Below are 21,641 nucleotides of genomic sequence, written 5' to 3'. Positions count from 1 at the left end.
TGGGACAGATGGTTTCCGAAAGGTTGATTTCCTCTCGGTTTTACGGTCCGATGCTGATATAGATTAAGGGTGTAAACGGGCGTTCGTACAGGACGCCGTGCTCGGGGGACTGGCATGAGACGTCAATCGGTTATCGCCATCGCCATCGCATTGGTCCTCGGGATCGTTGCGGTTTACCTTGCCAACACATGGCTTTCAGGCCGCGAGGCGCGCATCGCGGAGGCCAATCAGGGCACGACCGAAGTGGCGGTCGCCGCGGTGCCGCTGGCCTATGGCACGCCCATCACCGCCGACAAGGTGCGCTTTGCCAATTACCCCACCGACATGCTGCCGGTCGGGGTCTTCACCACGATGGATGAATTGATGCCCGAGGGGCAGGCGCGCCACGCGCTCCGCCCGATCGAGGTCAACCAGCCGCTGCTTGCCGCGGACTTGACGGGCGAGGGCGAGGGCGCCTCGATCGCCGCGCTGTTGCCCGCCGGGATGCGCGCCGCGACGGTGCGGGTGAATGCAGTGTCGGGGGTGGCGGGCTTCATCCAGCCCAATGACACGGTCGACGTGCTGATCACCCGGCAGGACCTCACCGGGGCCGGCGAACAGGTGACCGACGTGCTGCTCCAGAATATTCGCGTCATCGCGATGGACCAGGATTCGCAGGGCGAGGACGAGCGCGCGCGGGTGTCGAATACAGCCACGCTCGAGGTGACACCCGTCGAGGCGCAGAAGCTGGCGCTCGGCCAGCGGCTGGGGCAGCTCAGCCTGGTGCTCCGCAAGCCCGGCGAGGAAGAGAATATCGCCATGGTCGAGACGGTGAGCCTCGATGACCTGCAATATGAACTGTCGGGGATGCGCCGCGACCTCAGCCGTCCGGCGCCCCAGCAGCGCCCGGCGCCGGCGCAGGCGATGACCCAGCGGGCCGCGCGCCCGCAACCGGCGCGTCAGCCCGCGCCGCCGCCACCGCCGCCCAAGCCGACGGTGGAAATCACGCGCGGACTGCAATCTGAAACTTACGAGGTGGGGGAATGACCATGGGGGCATGTTGGAAAGCCGCGGCGGCGGCGTTGATAGCCAGTGCGCTGGCGATGCCGCAGGCAGCAGCAGCGCAGACGATCGCCCCGGCAATGGGCGATTATGCGGGCGAATTGCAGGTGCCGCTCAACAAGAGCCAGGTGCTGCGCGTCGACCGCCCCTATGCCAAGGCGCTGGTCGGCAATAGCGAGATCGCCGACATCCTGCCGCTGACCGACGATTCGCTCTACGTGCTGGGCCAGTCGATCGGCACCACCAGCCTCACTCTCTACGACAGTCGCGACCGGCTGATCGCGGTGGTCGATATCGCGGTCGGCCCCGATGTCGGCGGCCTGAAGCGCCAGCTGGCCGAACTGATGCCCGGCGACAGCATCGGGGCGCGCATGCTCGGCGATGCGATCGTGCTCGAGGGGATCGTCTCCTCCTCGGTCGCGGCGGACCGCGCGCTGCGGCTGGCCGAGGCCTATAATCCGGCGCGGGTCATCAACATGATGTCGATCGGCTCCTCGCAGCAGGTGATGCTCGAGGTGCGCTTCTCCGAGATCAAGCGCAACGCCTTGAAGGACATGGGCGTCGGGTGGTTCTTCGGCGGCGGCGACGTCGACGGCGCGTTCGGCGACGGCGCCTCGCTCGGTACCGACCCCGAGACGGGCCAGAACCAGCTCACCTTGTCGAGCATCACCGATGCGTTCGGGATCATCTCGGGGAGCTTCTCGGCGCTGGGCGCGGATATTTCGGCGACGCTCGATGCGCTCGAACGCAAGGGCATGGTCTCGACGCTGGCCGAGCCGACGCTGGTCGCGCTGTCGGGCGAGACCGCGAGCTTCCTCGCGGGCGGGGAATTCCCGATCCCCATCGCGCAAGGCGGCGGGGGCATCGGTGGCAACAATGCCATCACCGTCCAGTTCAAGCCGTTCGGGGTGGGGCTGGCCTTCACGCCGACCGTGCTCGCCGACGGGGTCATCAACCTGGTCGTCGAGCCCGAGGTGAGCTCGATCGACACTTCGGCCTCGGTGACCGTCAACGGACTGGTCGTGCCGGGCCTGCAGACGCGCCGCGCCTCGACCGTTATCGAATTACGCGATGGCGAAAGCTTCGCGCTGGCCGGGCTGATCCGCACCGATTTCAACGACACGGTGCGCCAATTCCCGCTGCTGGGTTCGATCCCGATCATCGGGTCGCTGTTCCGCTCGACGAGCTTTCAGCGCGAAGAGACCGAACTGGTTATCGTCGTCACGCCGCGGCTGGTGCGCCCGGTGCCCGCGGGCACGCTGCCGGTGCCGACCGACCGGGTCAGCCCGCCCGACGAGATCGACCTGTTCCTCTTGGGCCGGACCGACAGCGGCGTGCCTGCCGTGTCGCTGCCCGGCGAGCCGGCGGGCGAGGTCTGGTATCCGATCGGCGAGCCGCCGACCGAGGCGGCGCCCGATAATCACATCTATGGCGGCGGCATGGCCGCGCTCGATCCTGCCACGCTCGAAGGGGAATATGGCCATGACTATTAAGCTGGATCGCCGCGCCGCGCTCGGCCTCGCCTGTCTTGGCCTGGGCCTCGGTGCCTGTGCACCGGTCGACCACGGGTTCGGCGAGACGCTCGCCTACGCCAAGGCGGCGCAGACCGTGAATCCCGACCCCGTCTATGCCGATGGCGGTGCGCAGCCCGGCGACAATGCCGACGTCGGCGCCGCGGCAGCCGAGCGCTACCGCACGGGCACGGTGACCGAGGTCGAGGCGGTGCGCAGCACCGAAGTGTCGGGCGGCGGGGGCTGATCGGCGCGCTCCCGCAAAAGGGGGCGCGCGCCATGAGGAGATGAAAGGTGTATCGCTCGGTTAGAAGGCTAGGATTGTCGAACGAGGGCGCTGCCGCCCCAACCATCGCCCTGTCGCTGTTCGCGCTGGTCGGGGCCGGAGGGATCGCGTTCGATTATGCCCGGATGGCGAGTCTCGATACCGAATTGCAGAGCGCCGCCGACCAGGCGACGCTGGCCGCCGCCTCGCAGCTCGACGGATCGACCGGCGCCTGCCAGCGCGCCGCGCTCGCCGCTCGCGCCTTCCTGTCGAACGAAACCCGCCTGTCGAACGACGGGCGCGGGCTGGCGATTACCGTGCCCGAGGAAAGTAGCTGCGATGCGGTGGGCAAGGTGCGCTTCTACCAGGACAAGGCCAAGACCACGGCGGCGGATGCCGACAGCAACGCCAATTTCGTCGAGGTCGAGGTCGATGCGCGCGACATCAATTTCGCGCTGACCCCGGTGGTCGGCGCGCTGTCCAACGACGGCATGATCGCGATCGCCTTTGCGGGCGTGAACACCGCGGTGTGCAAGACCCCGCCGATCATGTTGTGCAACCCGCTCGAGGACGAGGGGCTCGCCTTCAATGCCGACAGCCGCCGGGGCGATGGCCTCCGCCTCGTGGTCAATGACGGTGGCGGGATGGTGCCGGGCAATTTCGGCTTCCTGCGCACCGGCCTGTCGGATGGCTCGACCGCCTCGGGGACCAACGAGTTGAAGAAGGCGCTCGGTTGGGACAATCCGCCGGGCAATTGCCAGCCGGGCAGCGGGGTGCATTCGGAAACCGGCGCCAAGGAAGCGGTGATGAGCGCCATCAACAGCCGCTTCGACATTCTCACCAACGGCCAGCTGAACGTCATCGACTGCAATTCGGCGGGGGGCAAATGCTCCTCGTCCGTCAACAGTCACAAGGACCTGGTGATGGACAAGAATGGCGCCAACCTGTCCTGCGGTCCCTCCTCGGGCGGATCGAAGGGGTGGAAGCTCAGCAACAATCCCTATCGCCCGGTCACCGATGCATCGAGCGCCAAATATGTCGACAATTACACCGACACGCCCGACGCCATGGGACATCCGCGCGATCGCTGCCACGCAATCAGCAACCTCGGCAATTGCGATTTCGTGGTCGATCCGGTGGCGGGAACGACGCTGGCGCAATCGCATCTCGGCGATGGCGACTGGGACATCGACACCTATTGGCGGGTCAATCACGGCGCGGCGAGCTATCCGACCAGCCTGACCCCGACGATCGTGTCGGTGAGCAAGCAGAGCCTGCCGGCGGGGCAGACCTTCCCGACGCGCTACATGGTTTATCTGTGGGAGATCGAGACGCGGGCCTCGGCCTCGTTCAACACGACGACGCACCAGGCCACCGTCGGCATTCCCGCCGCGCGCCTGAAAGCGACCGGCCTGCCTCCGGTCGATGCCTCGACCTATGGCAGTGCGGTGTGCAATCCGACGGGGATGGTGCCCGGCTATGATGCCGCGACCGGCGAATGGACGCTCGACCGACGCCGCGTCACGGTCGCGGTGGTCAATTGCAATGCTTATAATGGCGGCGCCGGACTAACCGGGTCGAAGCCCAATATCCCGGTCGCGGAATGGATGGACGTGTTCCTCGTCGAGCCGAGCTATGCGCGTGGCAGCGGGCCGGGCGCCTTCACCGAATATGGCGACCTTTATGTCGAGATCATCCGCGGCGTGGAGGCGGGCGGCGACAATGAGGCCGAGGTCCAGCTGGTCGTCAAGAATGTGCCCTATCTGATCGAATGATACGAGCGCTCGCCTCGACCTCCCGCCGCCTGCGGCGCGACGACAAGGGCGCGGCGGCGGCCGAACTGGCGCTCGCCATCCCGATGCTGCTCGTGCTGCTGTTGGGGGCGGTGGAGCTCGGCAATTATTTCGTCTCGGGCCATGCGGTGCAGAAGGGCGTGCGCGATGCCTCGCGCTATGCCGCGCGCATCCGGTACGATGACCTGTCCTCGTCGAGTTGCACCTTCAATTCGGGCACGGCCTTCGAGACGGCGATCAAGAATGTCGCGCGCACCGGCAGCGTCGACGGCACGGCCGAGCCACGGCTCAATTTCTGGAGCGACAATTCGACCCTGACGGTGACGCTCGAGTGCGATGACACGGGTACCTATGCGGGGGTTTTCAGCGGCTTTCCCGACGGCGCACCGCGGGTGCGGGTGAACGCCTCGGTGCCCTATCAGAGCCTGTTCGGCCTGCCCTTCCTGCCCAAGCTGCTGTCGGTCAATGCCGACAACCAGGCCGCGGTGTTCGGCGCATGAGCAGGCAGGGTCTCCTTTGCGCCCTGCGGCGCGATACGCGCGGTGCCTCGGCGGTTGAATTCGCGCTGGTCCTGCCGCTGCTCCTGCTGCTGCTCATGGGCATCATCGATGCCGGGCGCTGGATGTGGGAGGCCAATCGCGCCGAAAAAGCGACGATGATGGGCGCGCGCTACCTCGCGGTGACCGACCCCGTGCTGGAGGGGCTGGCCGATCACGGTTTCGCAACCGAACCTGGCACGCCCTTGTCGGGCGGCGATGTCGTCCCGACGAGCTATTTCGGCAAGGCGGTCTGCACCAGCGCGAGCTGTAGCTGCACCGGCAGCGAGTGCGGCGATTTCGGTCTCGACAACACGGCCTTCGCGGGCCTGGTCGAGCATATGGCCCTTTACGACCCGGCGGTGGGCGCGGCCAATGTGGTGGTGACCTACGAGAATGTGGGGCTGGGCTTTGCCGGCGATCCGTCGGGTTCGGACGTCCAGCCGCTGATCACCGTGTCGCTGACCGGAATGAGCTTCCGGCCGCTGGTGTCGGCGCTGTTTCCGGTGAGCCTTCCCTTCGGCAGCTTCGCCTCGGCGATCACCGCCGAGGACATGAGCGGCACGGTGTCGAATTGATGATGATGAGAGAGATGACATGCGCATGAGCGGTGACAATCGGAGAGATCCCAGCTGGAAAGCGTCGGACACGCGGCCGGCGGTCCAGCTGTATCTCAATGTCGCCGAGGGCGATGCCGGGGCGCTGGCGGGGGCGGAAGCCGCCGGGCTGCCGCTGCAGCTCGTCATCACGCGTCCGGGCGACGAGATCGACCTTGCCGAGGTCGACCGCGCCGCTGCCGCGATCATCCAGGTCGCTGAGGACGAGGATGGCGCCGCCGAGCGCTTTGGCGCGATGGCGCGGGCGACCGAGACGCCGCTCATTGCCGCCGCCTTCGATCCGTCGCTCTCCTTCGTGCGCGCGTTGATCAGGGGCGGGGCGCATGACGTCATCCCCCTGCCGCTCGATGTCGCCGAGCTCGAGACCTCGCTGCAGCCGATCCGCGACGAAATGCAGGCACGCGACCGCCGCCAGAGCACGGGGCCGGCCAAGCTCATCACGATGATCAAGTCCGAAGGCGGGGTCGGGGCGACCGCGCTGATGGGCCAGCTCGCCAGCCGCTTTGCCGCGCTCGAAAATCGCGCAGGCCGCGAAGCGCTGCTGCTCGATCTCGACATCCAGTTCGGCGATGCCGCCTTCCAGCTGGGGCTTCATCCCAAGCTGGGGGTCGACGATTTGCTCGCGGCGGGCACGCGGATGGACGGCGACATGATGCGCACGGTGGCGGCGCCGCATCCGAGCGGATTGAATGTCATCGCCGCGCCCGCCGAGATCACCCGGCTCGACGCGCTCGATGTCGATCAGGCGCTGGCGCTCGTCGAGGCGGCGATGAAGGAATATGGCACGGTCTTCGTCGACCTGCCGACCAACTGGACCGACTGGAGCCTGTCGCTCCTGGCGCGCTCGGACCTCGTCATCATGGTGTGCGAATTGTCGATCGCGAGCCTGCACCGGGCCAAGCGGCAGCTCGATCTCATCACCGCGCAGGACCTTGGCCACCTCGACGTGCGAATCGCCGTCAACCGGTTCGAGAAGGGACTGTTCAAGAATGTGACGCGCGAGGATGCCGAACGTGTGCTGGGTCGCCCGGTGGCGTACACGCTGGCCAATGACCATGCGACCATGACGGCGGCGATCGAACAGGGGATTCCGGTCGCCGAAATCCGCCGCAAGGGCGCGCTCAACAAGGATTTGAAAATCCTCGAGGGCGATGTCGCAGCCAGGCTGGGATTGGAGCGATGAGCATGTTTCAGATCAAGAAACCGAACCGCGACGGCGCGGAGAGCCAGGCGCTCGAGCCGACCGAGGCGCCCAGCGAGGAGATGGACCGCGACCGCGAGGAGAAGCGCAAGCTCGTCTCGATCGGCGATGCCGGGGCCTTTGCCAAGCGCGATGCCAACATCGACCTCAAGGTCGAATTGCACCAGAGCCTCCTCGACCAGATCAACCTTGCTGCCCTCGATGCGATGAGCCGCGAGCAGGTCGCCGACGAGATCGGCGACATCATCGCCGACGAGCTGGCCAAGAAGAGCCATGCGCTCAATGCCGCCGAGCGCAAGCAGCTGGTCGACGACGTGCTCGACGAATTGCTCGGGCTGGGACCATTGGAGCCGCTGCTCAAGGACACGACGATCACGGATATCCTGGTGAACGGCTACAAGGACGTGTTCGTCGAGCGGTTCGGCACGCTCGAGCGCTCGCCGGTGATGTTCAAGGACGAGCGCCACCTGTTGCGCATCATCCAGAAGATCGTGTCCGACGTCGGGCGCCGAATCGATGAATCATCGCCGATGGTCGATGCGCGCCTCTCGGACGGCAGCCGCGTCAATGCGGTGGTGCCGCCGCTGGCGCTCGACGGCTCGCTGCTATCCATCCGCAAGTTTGCCAAGGTGCCGATCAGCCTTGAACGGCTGGTCGAGATCGGTTCGGTGCCCGAACCCGTCGCCGAGATCCTGCGCGGTTGCGTCGGGGCGCGGCGCAACATTCTTATCTCGGGCGGCACGGGCTCGGGCAAGACGACGATGCTCAACGCCATGAGCGCCTTTATCGGCCATGACGAGCGCATCGTCACGATCGAGGATTCGGCCGAACTCCAGCTCCAGCAGGAGCATGTGGCGCGGTTGGAAACGCGGCCGCCCAATGTCGAGGGGCGCGGCGAAGTCGCCATGCGCGACCTCGTCAAGAACGCGCTGCGCATGCGGCCCGACCGCATCATCGTCGGCGAAGTGCGCGCCGGGGAGGCGTTCGACATGCTGCAGGCGATGAACACGGGCCACGAAGGCTCGATGACGACGATCCACGCCAACACGCCGCGCGATGCCTTGAGCCGTGTCGAGCAGATGATCGGCATGGCGGGGATCGACATGCCCGCCAAGGCGGCTCGCGCGCAGATCGCGAGCGCGGTCAATGTCGTCATCCAGGTCAGCCGCCTGTCCGACGGTCGGCGCCGCCTGACGAGCGTCTCGGAAATCACGGGGATGGAGGGGGAAGTGATCACCTTGCAGGAAATCTTCCGGTTCCGCTTGCAGGGCCGCGAGAGCGACGGGTCGGTCAAGGGCAGCTTCGAGGCGACCGGCATCCGCCCGCGCTTCCTCGACGCCTTCGACGCGCATGGCATCGCGGTCAGCCCCGAGCTGTTCCGCCCTGACGCGAAGCTCGACTGATGGACGTCTTCATCCGCGTCCTCTTCCTCGCGCTCATCACGCTGGCCGTGATGGTGGTGGCGGGGCTGACCACCAATGCGATCCTCGCCAGCCGCCGTCATGGCGGGGCGATCAACCGCCGTCTCGGCATGATCGAGGCGGGGGCCACGCGCGAGGAGACGATGCTGCGGCTCAGGCGCAAGGCCTTCACGCTGGGCGAAGGCGTGCCGGGGCCGCTGCGGCGCTGGGGCGACACGCTCCACCGCAAGCTGGTGCAGGCCGGCGTCGTCACGCCGACCCCGACGATGGTCATCTCACTGATGCTGGCCCCGGTAGCGCTGTTCCTGTTCTTCGCCAGTCTGTCGCTGCTGATGGGCGGCACGCTGGGGGGCGGGCGCATCTTCCTGTTCATCATCCTGTCGGTCATCGTCGGCCTGCTGCTGCCGATGGTCGTCATCAATTTCGTCGCCGAGCGGCGGCGCAAGAAGATGGGCGAGCAATTCCCCGTCGCGCTCGACATCTTCGTTCGGGGCCTGCGCGCCGGTCATCCGGTGGCTGCCGCGCTCGAGATGCTGACGGTCGAGATGCCCGACCCGATCGGTTCCGAATTCGGGCTGGTGGTCGACGAGGTCACCTATGGCGCGGACCTGCGCGAGGCGCTGGAGGAAATGGCCGAACGCTGGGACATGGACGATCTTCGCATGTTCGTCGTCAGCCTGTCGGTGCAGGCGGAGACGGGGGGCAATCTCGCCGAGGTGCTCGACAATCTGTCAAAGGTCATCCGCGACCGTCATGCGCTCTACATGAAGGTGCGGGCCCTGTCGTCCGAGGGGCGGATGACGGCGTGGATCCTCTCGCTCCTGCCGCTGCTCGCCTTCATGATCGTGTTTATCGGCAATCCGGGCTTCTTCCTCGACGTCGCCGATGACCCGGCCTTCATCCCGAGCTTCGGCGTGCTCGTCCTGATGTGGTTCATCGGCGTGATGATGATCCGCAAGCTGATCGACCTCAAGGTGTAGACGCGATGCTCGATTATCTCATCGAAAACGACGTAGCGCGCATTGCGGCGCTGGTGCTGCTGTTCGCGGCGGTGGCGATCATCGTGGTGATCGGCGCCAATGTGGTGAGCGAACGGCGCGGAGTGCGATCGCGGCTGGCGACCGGCACCACCGGATCGCGCGGCGAGGCGGCAGCGGCGGCGGCGACCGGTGCGGCGCGGCTGCGCGGCGAACAGGCGCGGGGCGCGTGGATCGACATCGTCAACCAGCTCGAGAAGCGCGGGGTCAACCTCGTATCGACCAAGGACCAGGGCCTCAGGCGCAAGCTGGTCGCGGCGGGGTATGAGGACCCGAGCGCGCCGCGCGTCTTCACGCTCATCCGCATCATCTCGACGCTGGGCTTTCCCCTCCTGCTGGTCGCCTATGCGGTGATTAGCGGGGCCGAGATCGGCCTGGCGACGAGCTATTTCATCGCCGTGTTCACTGCGGGATTGGGCTATGTCATCCCCATCCTCGTCATCCAGGCCAAGGCCGACCGGCGACAGGAGGATTTGCTCAACGGTTTCCCCGACGCGCTCGACCTCATGCTGGTCTGCGTCGAGGCGGGGCTGGGGCTCGAGACGGCCTTCGACCGGGTCGGGCAGGAAATGTATCATTCGCACCCCGACCTGGCGCGGCATTTTGCGGGCGTGGTGCTCGAACTGCGCGCCGGGCGGAGCCGCGAGGATGCGCTGCGGCGCTTTGCCGACCGAGCGGGGGTGGATGAAATTCGCGCTTTCTCCACGCTGCTGATCCAGAGCCAGAAGTTGGGTAGCTCGGTGGCCGCGACGTTGCGCGTCTATGCTGCCGAGATGCGCGAAAAACGGCGGATGCGGGCGGAGGAGCGTGCGCACCGTCTGCCGGTGCTGCTGGCGGTGCCGCTGGTCGGGTGCATGCTCCCGGTGATGATCGGGGTGCTGATGGTGCCGGCCGTCATTCGCGCGCTGCGCGTGGTGGTGCCCGCGCTGGGGTAGAAGAATTTCGAGAAGGGGGACGATGATGCGAAACCTGATGATGCTGCCGCTGATGATGACCGCCGCCTGCGCGGCGCCGGGCGTCGACGTGCGGATGATCGACCGGGGAATCTCGAGCGCCGAGCTCGATGCCGCCTCGCGGCTGGCCGAGGCCGAAGGGCTGATGCGGCTGGGCAATACGGGGCTCGCGATCGAATCCTATCGCAAGGTGCTGCGCGCCGACCCGACCATGGCGCGCGCCCATGCGGGGCTGGCGCGCGCCTATGATCGGATGGGCCGCTTCGACCTGTCGAAACGCTATTACGAAACCGCGCTCGCGCATGCGCCGGGCGATCCGGCGATGTACGAGGCCTTTGCCGCCTCCAAGCTGAGGCAGGGCGATCGGGCGGGGGCCAATGCGTTGCTCGCCGAGGCGAGCGACCGGCAGGCACAGCGCGCCGCCTTGGCGGCGATGGACGGACTGAGCGCGGCGATGCCGCCGGTAAGCGCGCCAGCGCCCGCAAAAATCGCGGCAGCGCCGATGGCCGCACAGGTGCCCGAGGTCGTAACACCCGAACGCAGAGGGCCCCGGCTCGAGCGGTTGAGCGGGCATGAGGTGCTGCTGGCGAGCAGCGGGGCGCCTGCGCTCCCCGCCGATGCCGCGCCGCAAGCAGAAGCGGTCGCGGTGGCCCGCGCTTTCAGCCGCGAGGAAATGGGGGCGCGACTGGCGACCCTTACGATCGACGACGAGCGGCCCGCCGTGGTGCGGATCGCCTCGCGCGAACTGGCCGACGAGCGCGCTGCCAATGTGGCGGCGGCCGCGCTGCTGTCGGGCGCGATCAACGGGCCGACGCCCGACCTCACGCTGGCCGCGCCGATGGCAGCGGCGGTCCCGGTCATTCCGATGGTGACGCTGGCAGCGGCCGCGCCGGTGGCGAGCGGGGCCATCGTCGCGCCGCCCGCGCCGGTCGCGCCAATGCCGGTCGCGACGATCGTCACCGTTGCTTCCGCTCCGATTGCAGCGCCGATGGTGCCGATGATGGGCGCCTCGCTCGCGCCCGTCGCAGGAAGCATCATCTCCGTGCCGCCTGCACCCGTTCTGCCGGTGCCGATGGTCGCGCTGGCGGCCTTGCCCGCAGTGGCGAGCGGGGCGGTGGTGGCACCGCCCGCGCCCTCGCGCGCGCCGATCGACATCAGCGCCATCGTGGCCGCTGCGCCGCCAACGCTGACCGCGCCGGTTGCGAGCGCGCGCTTAACCGTGATCGACACGGCAATGATCGCGGCGGTAGCGCTGGCCGCGGACGAAAGCCTGACCGCGCTCGCTCCCATTCGCACGCTTGCGCCGCCGCCGGTGGCCCCGGTGCCGGTGCGCGTGCCGCCGATCGTGGCCGCACCGATGGCGCCGCCGCCGGCAATCCTGCCGGTCGCCGCGCCGCCCGCGCCTATTGCGCCCGCGTCGATGGTCGCGGCGAGCGTGGTGCCGGTGGCGCCGGCGCTGCTGAGCCTTGCCGCGCGCGCCAGCGAGATGGTGGCGCAGGCCGGGATCATGGATGCCGACGTCCATGACGGGTCGCAGCGGCGTGCGCGCTCGATCATCCTCTATCCCGAAGGCGAGGAAGCGGCGGCGCAATTGCTCGCCGCCCGGCTCGGCTATCGCATCGCCGCGCAGCGCGGGCCGGTGAGCCGCATCACGCTCCACCTCGGGGCGGATGCGCGAGAGGCGCTCGGCCCCAACGGGTGATGCTCGCCGCGGTCCTGTCCCTTGCGTTGATAGGGGCCCAGGAGGGCGCCGTGACGCCGGCGCCGAGCGAGGCGGAGCGACTGCTCGCCGAGGCCGATCATGCATTGGCGATGCAGCGCTACGAACAGGCGCGCATCCTCCTCGACCAGGCGCAGGGGGCGGGTGCCAGTTTGGCGGCGTCGGAACGGCGGCGCGGCGATCTTGCCCATGGGCTCGGCGACTGGACGGCGGCTTATGGCTATTATCGCGGGCTGATGGCGCGGGGCGAGGGTGATGCGCCGATGGCGGCGCGCGCGGCGCGCACGGCGCTCGAACTCGGGCGGCTCGACGAGGCGGCGGCGTGGATGGATCGGGCGCTGGCACAGACCGTCGTCGCGGGCGATTGGCGGGCGCAGAACATCCGCGGGGTGATCGCCGACCGGATGGGCGATTATGCGCGCGCCGAATTGGCCTATGCCGCCGCGTACGGCATCGCGGGCGATCAACCGATGCTGCTCAACAATTGGGGGTTTTCCAAGCTGCTCCAGGGCCGCTGGGCGGAGGCACATGCGCTTGGCGTGAAGGCGGCAGCGCTGGCGCCCGACAAGCCGCTTTATGCCGCCAATCGCGATTTCGCAGGCTGGGCGATGGGACAGGGATTGCCGCAGCGCGCGCCGGGCGAGCAGGCCGAAGCCTTTGCGCGGCGATTGAACGATGCCGGGGTCGCCGCCGCCATCGCGGGACGTGGGGCCGAGGCGCGCGCCGCCTTTACCCGCGCGCTCACCGCCTCTAGCACCCATTATGCGCGCGCCGCGCACAATCTCGAAAGGCTCGACTCCAGCCCATGACCCTCGTCTCGCAAGTGCCCGACTGGCTGTTTGTCCTGTTCGGGCTGGTGTTTCTCTACGCCGCCGTGATCGACATATGGAAGCGCAAGATCCCCAATGCCGCGCCGATCGCGCTGGTCCTTGGCGCGGTGGTGGCGGTGGTGCTGGCCGGGTTCGAGGCGAGCCTGTGGCAGAATGCGCTGCTGATGGTTGCGATCCTCGTCGTCGGGACGTTCAGCTTCGGGCGCGGCTGGCTCGGCGGGGGCGATGTGAAGTTGCTCGCCGCCAGCGCGCTGTGGTTCGACCTTGCCGACGGCGCGCGGATGCTGGTGACGACGGTGATCGTCGGCGGGGTGCTCACGCTGCTCCTGCTCATGGCCAAGGTGGCGGTGCGCGGCAGCGAGAAACGCATGGAGCGGCTCATACCTTACGGTGTGGCGATCGGCGTGGGCGTGGTGGGGACGAGCCTGTGGCTGCGGGTCTGAGCCTCGTGCTGGCGCTGTCGCTGGCGCAATCCTCGCCGGTCCTGCTCGGCGGGCAGGAACGCTGGGCGGCGTTTCGCTGGGCCGACGGGCGCTGCGAAGCGCGCGGGCGCGGGTGGCGCGTGCTGCCCGACAGCCAGCGGCATCGCCAGCCGATGGTGAGTTTCCTGTTCGAAAAAGGCCGCGAGGGTCCCTATGTCCACGTCCGGCTGCGCCGCGCGGTGGCCAAGGGCACGCGGGTCCAGCTGGTGGTTGACGAGACGCCTTTCATCCTGACGGGCGAGGGGCATAGCGCCTTTGCCGGCGGCGCGGCGGCGCTGGGGATGATCGCGGCGTTGCGCGATGCGACCAAGATGCGGGTGAGCGCGCGGCATCGCGGCGGCGGGCGTTTCACCGATTATTATCCGGTCGGCGGCGTGCCCGCCGCGATCGACGCGGCGGCGGCGGGCTGTGCCTGAGGCACGGGCCCGTCTTAGGACTGGAAAACATTCGCAAAAGCAACTAGATCGCCCCCGATCATGAGCGCCGATACCCCCCTGATGCCGATTGCCGGCCATGTCGATCCGGTTCCCGCCGGCCGTGCCCCCGCGCCCGACGTTGACGGAAAGGTCAACCTCGTCGGCCTGTCGAAGGAGGGGCTGCGCGAGGCGCTTCTCGCCGGCGGCATGGCGGACAAGCAGGCCAAGCTGCGCGGCAAGCAGATCTGGCACTGGATCTACAACCGTGGCGCGACCAGTTTCGAGGACATGACCGACATCGCCAAGGCGCAGCGTCCGTGGCTGGAGGAACGGTTCACCATCCGGCGGCCGCAGGTGGTCGAGGCACAGGTGTCGAGCGACGGCACGCGCAAGTGGCTGCTGCGCACCCACGACAGCCACGATTTCGAGATGGTCTTCATCCCCGATGCCGATCGCGGCACGCTGTGCGTGTCGAGCCAGGTCGGGTGCACCCTCAATTGTCGTTTCTGTCATACCGGCACGATGCGGCTGGTGCGCAATCTCGAGCCCTATGAGATCGTCGGGCAGGTCATGCTGGCGCGCGATGCGCTGGGCGAATGGCCGAGCCGTCCCGACGGGCGCCTGCTCACCAACATCGTCATGATGGGCATGGGCGAGCCGCTCTACAATTTCGACAATGTGAAGCAGGCGCTGAAGATCGTCATGGACGGCGACGGGCTGGGCTTGTCGAAGCGGCGCATCACCTTGTCGACCTCGGGCGTGGTACCGATGATGGAGCGTTGCGGCGAGGAAATCGGCGTCAATCTCGCAGTCTCGCTCCATGCCGTGACCAAGGACGTGCGCGACGAGATCGTGCCGCTCAACAAGAAATACGGCATCGAGGAATTGCTCACCGCCTGCGCGGCATACCCTTGCGCCAACAATGCGCGTCGTATCACCTTCGAATATGTGATGCTCAAGGACAAGAATGACAGCGACGAGGACGCGCGCGAGCTGGTCCGGCTGCTGAAGGAATATGACCTTCCCGCCAAGGTGAACCTCATCCCCTTCAATCCGTGGGAGGGGTCGGCATATGAATGTTCGAGCCCGGAGCGGATCAGGTCGTTCAGCGACATCGTCTTCGAAGGCGGCATTTCGGCGCCGGTGCGCACCCCGCGCGGGCGCGACATCGACGCGGCCTGCGGGCAATTGAAGACCGCGGCGGAGAAGAAGAGCCGCGCCGAGCGCGACCGCGAGGCCGCCGCGCAGGACGCGGGCTAAGGCGCCATGGCGGGGGCCGGGGGCGACAGGCAGGCGGTACCGGGTGGCTGGTGGGAGCAGCGCTGGCTGCTCTGGCTGCTGCTCCTGCTCAGCCTTGTTCCTTTCGCGCCGCAAGCCTTGCCGCCGCTTGCCGACCTGCCGGGCCATTATGCACGTTTCGCCATCGCCGCCGATGATGCGGCCAATCCGCATTACAGCTTTCGCTGGCTGATCGCGGGGAATCTGGGCGTCGATGCGCTGGTCGCCCTGTTGGGGCCTTTGTTGGGCGTCAAACTGGCGACCAAGGCCGTGGTGATGGCGATCCCGCCGCTGTTCATCGCCGGGCTGTGGCGGCTGTCGAGGGCGGCTACGGGGGGCGTGTCGCCGCTGTTCGGGCTGGCCGCCGGACTGTCCTTTTCGCACCCCTATCTGTTCGGCTTCGTCAATTTCGCGCTGGGGCTCGCCTTGTGGCCGTGGGTGCTGGCGGCGTGGATTGAATGGCGGCGCGCGCGCTGGACCGCGCCGCGGCTGGCCGCGATGGTGCTGCTCTCCAGCCTCGTCTATCTCAGCCATGTCACCGCCTGGGGCATCCTCGGGCTGACCGCCTTCGCCGCCGAATGGGCGGCGCGGCGCGAGGGCGGCGCGGGGCGGATCGAGGCGGCGTGGCGCGGCGCGCTGGCGATGTGGCCGCTGTGCCTCCCGCTGCTGCATCTCGCCGGATGGTCGCTGAGCCGCGGGCCGGGGTCCGAATCGGTGACCGCCTTCTTCTTCATCTGGCGCGAGAAGGCGAGTTATCTTCTCGGCGTGATGCGCGACCGCTTCATGCCTGCCGACCTGTTGCCCGTGCTGGCGATTGTCGGCGTGCTGGTCGTGGCAGCGCTGGGCCGGAAGGACTTTCATTGGCGCAGCAAGGGGCTGCTCGTCGGGGCGGGGCTGCTGGTCGTCGCTTACGTGCTGATGCCGCGCACGCTTCTGGGATCGGCCTATGCCGACATGCGCATGGCGCCTGCCTTGTTCGTACTGCCGCTGCTGGTGCTGGTGCCGCGTTCGGCCAAGGGCGCCTCGGTTCTGGCGCTGGTCGCGCTGGCGGTGTTCGGGGCACGGGTGGCGACGGTAAGCGTGTCGGCCGCCGCCTTCGACGCCGAGATGCAGGAGCGGCTCGAGGTGCTGGCGGCAGCGCCGACAAGCGCGCGGGTCTTCAACATCCAGCCGCAGTTCGATTGCCGATCGTCGTGGATTCTCAATCGCCTGCCGCAGATTGGCGCCTATCACATCGCAGAGAAGCAGGGCTTTTCGAACAATATGTGGCGGCTCGGCAATGCCAGCCCGCTGACGCGCCATTATCTTGCCGATGACGAGTTCGGCTCCGATCCGTCGCAATATGTGCGCATCGGCGATTGCGGCCGCGCGGTGACGATCTCCTATGAGGAGGCGCTGGCGCGCTTCCCGCGCGAGGCGTTCGACTATCTGTTCATCGCCAACCTGCCGCGGCCCAAGGACGAGGGCTTGGAACTGGTGGCGGGCAATGAAGGCGCGGCGCTCTATCGGATCACGACCCCCTAGGCGCATCTCGTCTTGCGCGCATCCGTGCTGCTTGCCAGACAGGGAGCGAAGGGGGAGCATCGTTCATGTCATTGCTCAAGAAACTGGCCGACCAGCATCTGACCGCCGGGACGATCCGGCTGATCCGGCATGACGGCAGCGAGGAAGTGATCGGGTCGGGCGAGCGCACGCTCACGCTGACATTGCATGATGCCAAGGTGGTCGGCGATATCGTGCGCAATCCGCGGTTGAAGCTCGGCGAGGCCTATATGGACGGGCGGCTGACGATCGAGGACGGGTCGATCCTCGACCTGCTCGAGATCGTGCAGAAATCCTCGCGCTGGGAAGAGGGCGGGCTGGCGGCGTCGCCGTTCAAGACCAGTTCGACGCTGGGCAAGGCGGCGCGCTGGCTGCGGCGCAACAATCCGGTGACGAGCCGCCAGAACGTGGCGCATCATTACGATATCGGGAACGACCTCTACAAACTCTTCCTCGACGAGCGGCGGCAATATAGCTGCGGCTATGTGCGCGACGAAGGCGCGGGGCTGGAGGAAATCCAGGCGGACAAGCTCGCGCATATCGCGGCCAAGCTCTACCTGCGCGAAGGCGATCATGTGCTCGACATCGGGTCGGGCTGGGGCGGGCTGGCGATCTACCTGCACAAGGTCGCCGGGGTGAAGGTGACGGGCGTGACCCTGTCGACCGAGCAGCTCGATTATGCACGAAAGGCGGCCGAGGCGGCGGGATGCGGCGATGCGGTGCGTTTCCAACTGGCCGACTATCGCAGCCTGACGGGCACCTACGACCGCATCGTGTCGGTCGGCATGTTCGAGCATGTCGGCGAAGCGCATTACGATGAATTCTATCGCACCTGCCGGGGGCTTCTCGCCGACGACGGGGTGATGCTGGTACATACGATCGGCAAGTTCGGCATGGCCTCTGGCCCCGACCCGTTCACCGACAAATATATCTTCCCCGGCTATCATATCCCCTCGCTGTCGCAGATGTGCGCGGCGAGCGAGAAGGCGCGGCTGATCGCGAGCGATGTCGAGACGCTGCGGCTGCATTATGCCTTCACGCTGCGCCATTGGCTCGAGCGGTGCGAGGCGCAGCGCGAGGCGATCGTCGCCATGTATGACGAGACATTCTATCGCATGTGGTGCTTCTATCTCGCCGGCGGCATCGTGATGTTCGAAGATGGCGGCGCGGGCAACTACCAGGTGCAATATGTGAAGGATCGGCGCGCGCTGCCGATCACGCGCGACTATATGGCCGAAGCCGAGGCGCGCTATCGGTCGATGGACGAGCAGCGAGGATAAGCGCAATGGCTGGCATCCCATGGTGGGAGCGGCGCGCCTACCTGCTCTTCCTGTTGCTGCTGTGCCTGCTGCCCTTCGCGCTGACGAGCATTCCGCCGCTGGGCGACTTGCCGGGGCATCTCGGGCGCTATGCGGTGGCGGTGGATGGCGGCCAGACCCCCGAACTGGCGCGCTATTACGGCTACCGATGGAAGCTGACGGGGAACCTCGGCGCCGATGTGCTCGTCCTCGCGCTGGCGCCGTTGATCGGCCTGCAATGGTCGGTAAAGCTGGTGGTGATGGCGATCCCGCTCTTGTTCGTGTCGGGACTGTGGACGCTGTCGAAGGCGGCGACGGGACGGGTGTCGCCCGCCAGCGCGCTCGCCGTGCCGCTCGCCTTCGCTTACCCCTATATCTACGGTTTCGCCAACTATTGTCTCGCTGCCGCGCTGGCGCTCTTGGCGGCGGCCTATTGGGTGGAGCTGGGGCGGCGGGGCAGCTTGAAGAAGCGTGCGCTTCTGTTCCTGCCGATCGCGCTCATCGTCTATTTCGCCCATGTCGTGGGCTGGGGGCTTTTGGGGCTGATCGCCTTTGCCGCCGAGGTCGCGCGGCGGCGCGAGGACGGGGCGTCCTGGATCCAGGCGGCGGCGCGCGCGGCGCTGGCGATGTGGCCGCTTCTCCTGCCGTTGGTTCACCTCTTCATCTGGGCGCTGGGGCGCGAAAGCGAAGCCGCGTTCACCGGCTTCTGGTTCAGCTTCAAGCTGGCGCATATCAATGCGACCTTTCGCGATACCTACAGGCTGCTCGATCTCGCCACGCTGGTGGCGGTGCTGTTCTTCATCGGGCTGGGGACGATCGCGCGCGACCTGCCCTTTCGCGGACTGGCGCTGCGGCTCGCGGCGGGGCTGTTGCTCGTCACCTACGTGCTGATGCCCTTCACGCTGGTCGGTTCGGCCTTTGCCGACATGCGCCTGCTGCCGGTGCTGATGGGTGTAGTCGTCGCGGCGCTGGGAGTGAAGAATGCGCGGGGCGGCGCCATCATCGCCGGCGTCACGCTCGCCGTGGCGCTGTTCCGGGTGGGGACACTCACGGTCACGTCATTGCAGTGGGATGCGAAGATCGAGGAACGGCTCGCGCTGATCGAGGGGCTGCCGACGGGATCGCGCTTGTTCATGGTGCACGGCCCCAACCATTGCGCGAACGACTGGCCGCTGCGCCGCACCATCCACCTCGGCGGCTATCATGTCTGGCGCAACAAGGGGTTCGTCAATTCGATGTGGGACCTCGGCAGCGCGAGCCCGCTGGAGATCCGTTACGAGGTGCCCGGCGACTTCGGCAGCGATCCGTCGCATTTGACGCGGCTGCCGGGATGCAAGCCGCCCTACATGCCGCTGTTCGACGAGACGCTGGCCGATTTCCCGCGCGAATCCTTCGACTATCTGTGGATGGTCGATGCGCAACTGCCCGAGGCATATGTGGAGGAATTCGAGCTCCTTCGCCGCAACGAGGCGTCGGCGCTCTACCGGATCAGGCCGGCTTCCTGAGGACGTAGCCCTGCGTCCACAAAAGGCCGCGCAGGACAGGCAGCTTCGCAAGCGCCTTGTCGAGCGCCTTGAGGAGCTTGGCACCGGGCTTGCCGCCCGCCTCGGCGATGAGCGGGAGGTAGAAGCCGAAGCGCTTCTGGTCGACCACCTCGAAGCCCGCGCGATCGATCTGGGCGCGCAGCTGGCCTGCGGTGAGCAGGTTGATATGGCCCAGTTCCTCGGCATGGCCGTAGATTTTGCGCGCGAGCCAGAGGACGGCGGGGAATTTGAACAGGCGGGCCATCAGTTCCACGGTGGCCCAGCGCTGTGGGGTGGTAAGGATGAAGTGACCGCCGGGCTCGAGGCTGTCGAAGACGGCATCGAGCAGGCCCTGGCTACCCGAGGGAGGTACATGTTCGAGGACCTCGGAGCAGATGGCGAGCTTGTGCGGGCCGAGGCCGAGCTCTTGCGTCGCGTCCTTCTTGTGGACGGCGATCCCCGGCTTGCCCTCGACATTGGCGAGATAGGCGGGGTGGATGTCGACCGCATCGACCTGGCGCCCGAGGCCGGCCATTTCCTCGGTGAAGATGCCGCAGCCGACGCCGATCTCGAGCAGCCGGTCGCCCGGCGCGCTATATTTCTCCACGCGGTCCATCACGAAATGGCGGCGGTCCCAGTGGAGCTGGCGGCGGGTGGCGTTGGGATCGGTGTAGAGGTTGCGCTGGAAGGCGACATCGTCGGCCGACCCTTCGGCGGCGCGGATGGCGTCGGGGGCCATGTCGGCGGTGGCGGCAGAGGGGGCGGTCATTCGCTGTCTCCGATGGTTTCGGCCACGACATAGAGCGGGCGCTGCTTGGTTTCGGTAAGGATGCGCCCGACATATTCGCCGAGGATCCCGAGGCTGATGAGCTGGACCGAGCCGAGGAAGAGCACGGCGACCATGATCGAGGCATAGCCGGGGACGTCCACCCCGGTGACGATCGTCTGGATGACGATGAAGGCGGCATAAGCGAGCGTGCCCAGCGCGACGAGGCCGCCGACATAGGACCAGATGCGCAAGGGGACGGTCGATGCCGAGGTGATGCCGTCCAGGGCGAGCGTCCACAGCTTCCAGAAACCGAACTTGGTGGTGCCCGCCTCGCGTTCCTCGCGGCGATAGCTGACGGTGGCGGTGCGAAACCCCGCCCAGCCGAACAGGCCCTTCATGAACCGATTGCGCTCGGGCAGGCCGCGGATGACCTCGACGACCTTGCGATCGAGCAGGCGGAAATCGCCCGCATGTTCGGGGATCTTGTCCTTCGAAAGGGCATTGTGGGTGCGGTAATAAGCCCCCGCGCTCCAGCGCTTGAGGAGCCCGTCGCTCTCGCGGTTGTCGCGCACGCCGACGACGACTTCATGCCCTTCGCGCCATTTCGCGAGCATCGGGGCAATTGCCGAGGGCGGGTCCTGCATATCGACGTCATAGGGGATGACGGATGCCCCACGGGCATGGTCGATGCCGGCGGTTAGCGCGGCTTCCTTGCCGAAATTGCGCGACAGCGAGAGACCACGGACCCTCGGGTCCTTCGCGGCGGCGGCGCGAATGAGGGGGAGCGTGGCGTCGGACGACCCATCGTCGACAAACAGGATCTCGAAGCTTTTCGCCGCGGGATCGTCGAGCGCTTCCAAGAGCGGGACGATGGTGGCGAGAAAGGCGGGAATGGCCTCTTCCTCGTCCTTGACCGGCACGAGCAGGGTGAGCTGGGGCGGGGCGATCTTGTCCATCATGTTCATGCGTAGACCCATTTGCGATGCAGCGCGAACGTCAGCCACGGGGTGACCAGCACCAGCGGCACGGTCGGCCACCATGTCGGGCCGCCCATCTCCTTGACGAGCAGCCAGATCCAGAACTGGTTCACCGCGAAGCCCGCGATGTTGACGATGGCGAAGCGAAGGTTGCGGCGCGCCGGATTGTCGCGGCTGCCATGACCCTTGAAGCTGATCGCGCCGTGCAGCGCGTAGGAAATGAAATTGAAGACGATGAAGACGAGGAGGAGCGACAGATTGGGGTCGATCCAATGGGCGAGCACCCAATAGGCTAGTGCCACGCCCAAGGTGATGGCGAAGCCGGTCGCGGCATAGCGCACGACCTGTACCAGCACGGCCTGCCGCTCCGGATCGAGCCTGTCCCACGCCTCGCGCATTGCCGCTTCCATTATTCCTGTCGTCCCCCCGAT

21 protein-coding genes are annotated in these 21,641 nt (G+C 67.1%); 18 read left to right on the top strand and 3 right to left on the bottom strand.

Going from position 1 to position 21,641, the window contains the following annotated elements; all coding sequences use genetic code 11:
• Positions 1–114: 114 nt before the first annotated feature.
• The 18 genes from cpaB to NUW51_RS09770 all read left to right on the top strand — a co-directional run bounded on the left by cpaB (position 115) and on the right by NUW51_RS09770 (position 19,446).
• Positions 115–1,026, top strand: coding sequence for a Flp pilus assembly protein CpaB (cpaB, locus tag NUW51_RS09855; RefSeq protein ID WP_265587344.1), 912 nt, complete (start codon positions 115–117; stop codon positions 1,024–1,026).
• The gene (locus NUW51_RS09850; RefSeq protein ID WP_265587343.1) at positions 1,023–2,534 is read left to right on the top strand and encodes a type II and III secretion system protein family protein; all 1,512 of its coding nucleotides are present in this window, start codon (positions 1,023–1,025) and stop codon (positions 2,532–2,534) included. The genes cpaB and NUW51_RS09850 overlap by 4 nt, the downstream gene beginning before the upstream one ends.
• Positions 2,524–2,799 (top strand): hypothetical protein, encoded by a 276-nt coding sequence (locus NUW51_RS09845; RefSeq protein ID WP_265587342.1) that lies wholly within the window; start codon positions 2,524–2,526, stop codon positions 2,797–2,799. The genes NUW51_RS09850 and NUW51_RS09845 overlap by 11 nt, the downstream gene beginning before the upstream one ends.
• Positions 2,800–2,873: 74 nt before the next feature.
• On the top strand, positions 2,874–4,592 hold the full coding sequence (locus NUW51_RS09840) for a pilus assembly protein TadG-related protein (RefSeq protein ID WP_265587341.1): 1,719 nt from the start codon (positions 2,874–2,876) through the stop codon (positions 4,590–4,592).
• A complete protein-coding gene (locus NUW51_RS09835) occupies positions 4,589–5,110 on the top strand; it encodes a TadE/TadG family type IV pilus assembly protein (protein WP_265587340.1) in 522 nt (173 codons plus the stop codon). Before NUW51_RS09840 ends, NUW51_RS09835 begins: the two co-directional genes overlap by 4 nt.
• Complete coding sequence (locus tag NUW51_RS09830) at positions 5,107–5,724, top strand: TadE/TadG family type IV pilus assembly protein (RefSeq protein ID WP_265587339.1); 618 nt, start codon at positions 5,107–5,109, stop codon at positions 5,722–5,724. The genes NUW51_RS09835 and NUW51_RS09830 overlap by 4 nt, the downstream gene beginning before the upstream one ends.
• Positions 5,725–5,743: 19 nt before the next feature.
• A complete protein-coding gene (locus NUW51_RS09825; RefSeq protein WP_265587338.1) occupies positions 5,744–6,946 on the top strand; it encodes an AAA family ATPase in 1,203 nt (400 codons plus the stop codon).
• Positions 6,943–8,367: a CpaF family protein gene (locus NUW51_RS09820; protein ID WP_265587337.1), complete on the top strand. Its 1,425-nt coding sequence runs from the start codon at positions 6,943–6,945 to the stop codon at positions 8,365–8,367. The genes NUW51_RS09825 and NUW51_RS09820 overlap by 4 nt, the downstream gene beginning before the upstream one ends.
• Positions 8,367–9,365, top strand: coding sequence for a type II secretion system F family protein (locus NUW51_RS09815; protein WP_265587336.1), 999 nt, complete (start codon positions 8,367–8,369; stop codon positions 9,363–9,365). Before NUW51_RS09820 ends, NUW51_RS09815 begins: the two co-directional genes overlap by 1 nt.
• A gap of 5 nt (positions 9,366–9,370) precedes the next feature.
• Positions 9,371–10,357: a type II secretion system F family protein gene (locus NUW51_RS09810; RefSeq protein WP_265587335.1), complete on the top strand. Its 987-nt coding sequence runs from the start codon at positions 9,371–9,373 to the stop codon at positions 10,355–10,357.
• Positions 10,358–10,382: 25 nt separating this feature from the next.
• Positions 10,383–12,077: a tetratricopeptide repeat protein gene (locus NUW51_RS09805; RefSeq protein WP_265587334.1), complete on the top strand. Its 1,695-nt coding sequence runs from the start codon at positions 10,383–10,385 to the stop codon at positions 12,075–12,077.
• A 50-nt stretch (positions 12,078–12,127) separates the two neighbouring features.
• Positions 12,128–12,904, top strand: a complete 777-nt coding sequence (locus tag NUW51_RS09800) for a tetratricopeptide repeat protein (protein ID WP_265587333.1) — start codon at positions 12,128–12,130, stop codon at positions 12,902–12,904.
• Positions 12,901–13,368 (top strand): A24 family peptidase, encoded by a 468-nt coding sequence (locus tag NUW51_RS09795; RefSeq protein ID WP_265587332.1) that lies wholly within the window; start codon positions 12,901–12,903, stop codon positions 13,366–13,368. The genes NUW51_RS09800 and NUW51_RS09795 overlap by 4 nt, the downstream gene beginning before the upstream one ends.
• The gene (locus NUW51_RS09790; RefSeq protein WP_265587331.1) at positions 13,353–13,823 is read left to right on the top strand and encodes a hypothetical protein; all 471 of its coding nucleotides are present in this window, start codon (positions 13,353–13,355) and stop codon (positions 13,821–13,823) included. The genes NUW51_RS09795 and NUW51_RS09790 overlap by 16 nt, the downstream gene beginning before the upstream one ends.
• Before the next feature lie 60 nt (positions 13,824–13,883).
• Positions 13,884–15,083 carry a 23S rRNA (adenine(2503)-C(2))-methyltransferase RlmN gene (gene rlmN, locus NUW51_RS09785; RefSeq protein ID WP_265587330.1) on the top strand — a complete coding sequence of 400 codons (1,200 nt, stop codon included), beginning with the start codon at positions 13,884–13,886 and terminating at the stop codon, positions 15,081–15,083.
• 6 nt (positions 15,084–15,089) lie between these two features.
• Positions 15,090–16,625, top strand: a complete 1,536-nt coding sequence (locus NUW51_RS09780) for a hypothetical protein (RefSeq protein WP_265587329.1) — start codon at positions 15,090–15,092, stop codon at positions 16,623–16,625.
• A 65-nt stretch (positions 16,626–16,690) separates the two neighbouring features.
• Complete coding sequence (locus tag NUW51_RS09775) at positions 16,691–17,923, top strand: SAM-dependent methyltransferase (protein WP_265587328.1); 1,233 nt, start codon at positions 16,691–16,693, stop codon at positions 17,921–17,923.
• Positions 17,924–17,928: 5 nt separating this feature from the next.
• A complete protein-coding gene (locus tag NUW51_RS09770) occupies positions 17,929–19,446 on the top strand; it encodes a hypothetical protein (protein ID WP_265587327.1) in 1,518 nt (505 codons plus the stop codon).
• Here NUW51_RS09770 and NUW51_RS09765 read toward each other — a convergent pair.
• The 3 genes from NUW51_RS09765 to NUW51_RS09755 are packed head-to-tail and all read right to left on the bottom strand — an operon-like array spanning position 19,430 to position 21,620.
• A complete protein-coding gene (locus tag NUW51_RS09765; protein WP_265587326.1) occupies positions 19,430–20,233 on the bottom strand; it encodes a class I SAM-dependent methyltransferase in 804 nt (267 codons plus the stop codon). The two genes, NUW51_RS09770 and NUW51_RS09765, sit on opposite strands and share 17 nt — an antisense overlap.
• On the bottom strand, positions 20,230–21,198 hold the full coding sequence (locus NUW51_RS09760) for a glycosyltransferase family 2 protein (protein WP_265587325.1): 969 nt from the start codon (positions 21,196–21,198) through the stop codon (positions 20,230–20,232). Before NUW51_RS09760 ends, NUW51_RS09765 begins: the two co-directional genes overlap by 4 nt.
• Positions 21,195–21,620: a GtrA family protein gene (locus NUW51_RS09755; RefSeq protein WP_265587324.1), complete on the bottom strand. Its 426-nt coding sequence runs from the start codon at positions 21,618–21,620 to the stop codon at positions 21,195–21,197. The genes NUW51_RS09760 and NUW51_RS09755 overlap by 4 nt, the downstream gene beginning before the upstream one ends.
• Positions 21,621–21,641: the final 21 nt, after the last annotated feature.

The sequence above is a fragment of the Sphingomicrobium arenosum genome, assembly GCF_026157085.1.
In the GTDB taxonomy this organism is placed as follows: Bacteria; Pseudomonadota; Alphaproteobacteria; order Sphingomonadales; family Sphingomonadaceae; genus Sphingomicrobium; species Sphingomicrobium arenosum.
Note: the sequence above shows the minus strand (reverse complement) of the source record. Positions and strands in the feature narration are given on the sequence as shown.

Bases quoted from the DNA above. Each gene is read 5' to 3' on its own strand.
- cpaB (WP_265587344.1), top strand. From the start codon at position 115: ATGAGACGTCAATCGGTTATCGCCATCGCCATCGCATTGGTCCTCGGG.
- NUW51_RS09850 (WP_265587343.1), top strand. From the start codon at position 1,023: ATGACCATGGGGGCATGTTGGAAAGCCGCGGCGGCGGCGTTGATAGCC.
- NUW51_RS09845 (WP_265587342.1), top strand. From the start codon at position 2,524: ATGACTATTAAGCTGGATCGCCGCGCCGCGCTCGGCCTCGCCTGTCTT.
- NUW51_RS09835 (WP_265587340.1), top strand. From the start codon at position 4,589: ATGATACGAGCGCTCGCCTCGACCTCCCGCCGCCTGCGGCGCGACGAC.
- NUW51_RS09830 (WP_265587339.1), top strand. From the start codon at position 5,107: ATGAGCAGGCAGGGTCTCCTTTGCGCCCTGCGGCGCGATACGCGCGGT.
- NUW51_RS09825 (WP_265587338.1), top strand. From the start codon at position 5,744: ATGCGCATGAGCGGTGACAATCGGAGAGATCCCAGCTGGAAAGCGTCG.
- NUW51_RS09820 (WP_265587337.1), top strand. From the start codon at position 6,943: ATGAGCATGTTTCAGATCAAGAAACCGAACCGCGACGGCGCGGAGAGC.
- NUW51_RS09815 (WP_265587336.1), top strand. From the start codon at position 8,367: ATGGACGTCTTCATCCGCGTCCTCTTCCTCGCGCTCATCACGCTGGCC.
- NUW51_RS09810 (WP_265587335.1), top strand. From the start codon at position 9,371: ATGCTCGATTATCTCATCGAAAACGACGTAGCGCGCATTGCGGCGCTG.
- NUW51_RS09805 (WP_265587334.1), top strand. From the start codon at position 10,383: ATGCGAAACCTGATGATGCTGCCGCTGATGATGACCGCCGCCTGCGCG.
- NUW51_RS09795 (WP_265587332.1), top strand. From the start codon at position 12,901: ATGACCCTCGTCTCGCAAGTGCCCGACTGGCTGTTTGTCCTGTTCGGG.
- rlmN (WP_265587330.1), top strand. From the start codon at position 13,884: ATGAGCGCCGATACCCCCCTGATGCCGATTGCCGGCCATGTCGATCCG.
- NUW51_RS09780 (WP_265587329.1), top strand. From the start codon at position 15,090: ATGGCGGGGGCCGGGGGCGACAGGCAGGCGGTACCGGGTGGCTGGTGG.
- NUW51_RS09775 (WP_265587328.1), top strand. From the start codon at position 16,691: ATGTCATTGCTCAAGAAACTGGCCGACCAGCATCTGACCGCCGGGACG.
- NUW51_RS09770 (WP_265587327.1), top strand. From the start codon at position 17,929: ATGGCTGGCATCCCATGGTGGGAGCGGCGCGCCTACCTGCTCTTCCTG.
- NUW51_RS09765 (WP_265587326.1), bottom strand. From the start codon at position 20,233: ATGACCGCCCCCTCTGCCGCCACCGCCGACATGGCCCCCGACGCCATC.
- NUW51_RS09760 (WP_265587325.1), bottom strand. From the start codon at position 21,198: ATGAACATGATGGACAAGATCGCCCCGCCCCAGCTCACCCTGCTCGTG.
- NUW51_RS09755 (WP_265587324.1), bottom strand. From the start codon at position 21,620: ATGGAAGCGGCAATGCGCGAGGCGTGGGACAGGCTCGATCCGGAGCGG.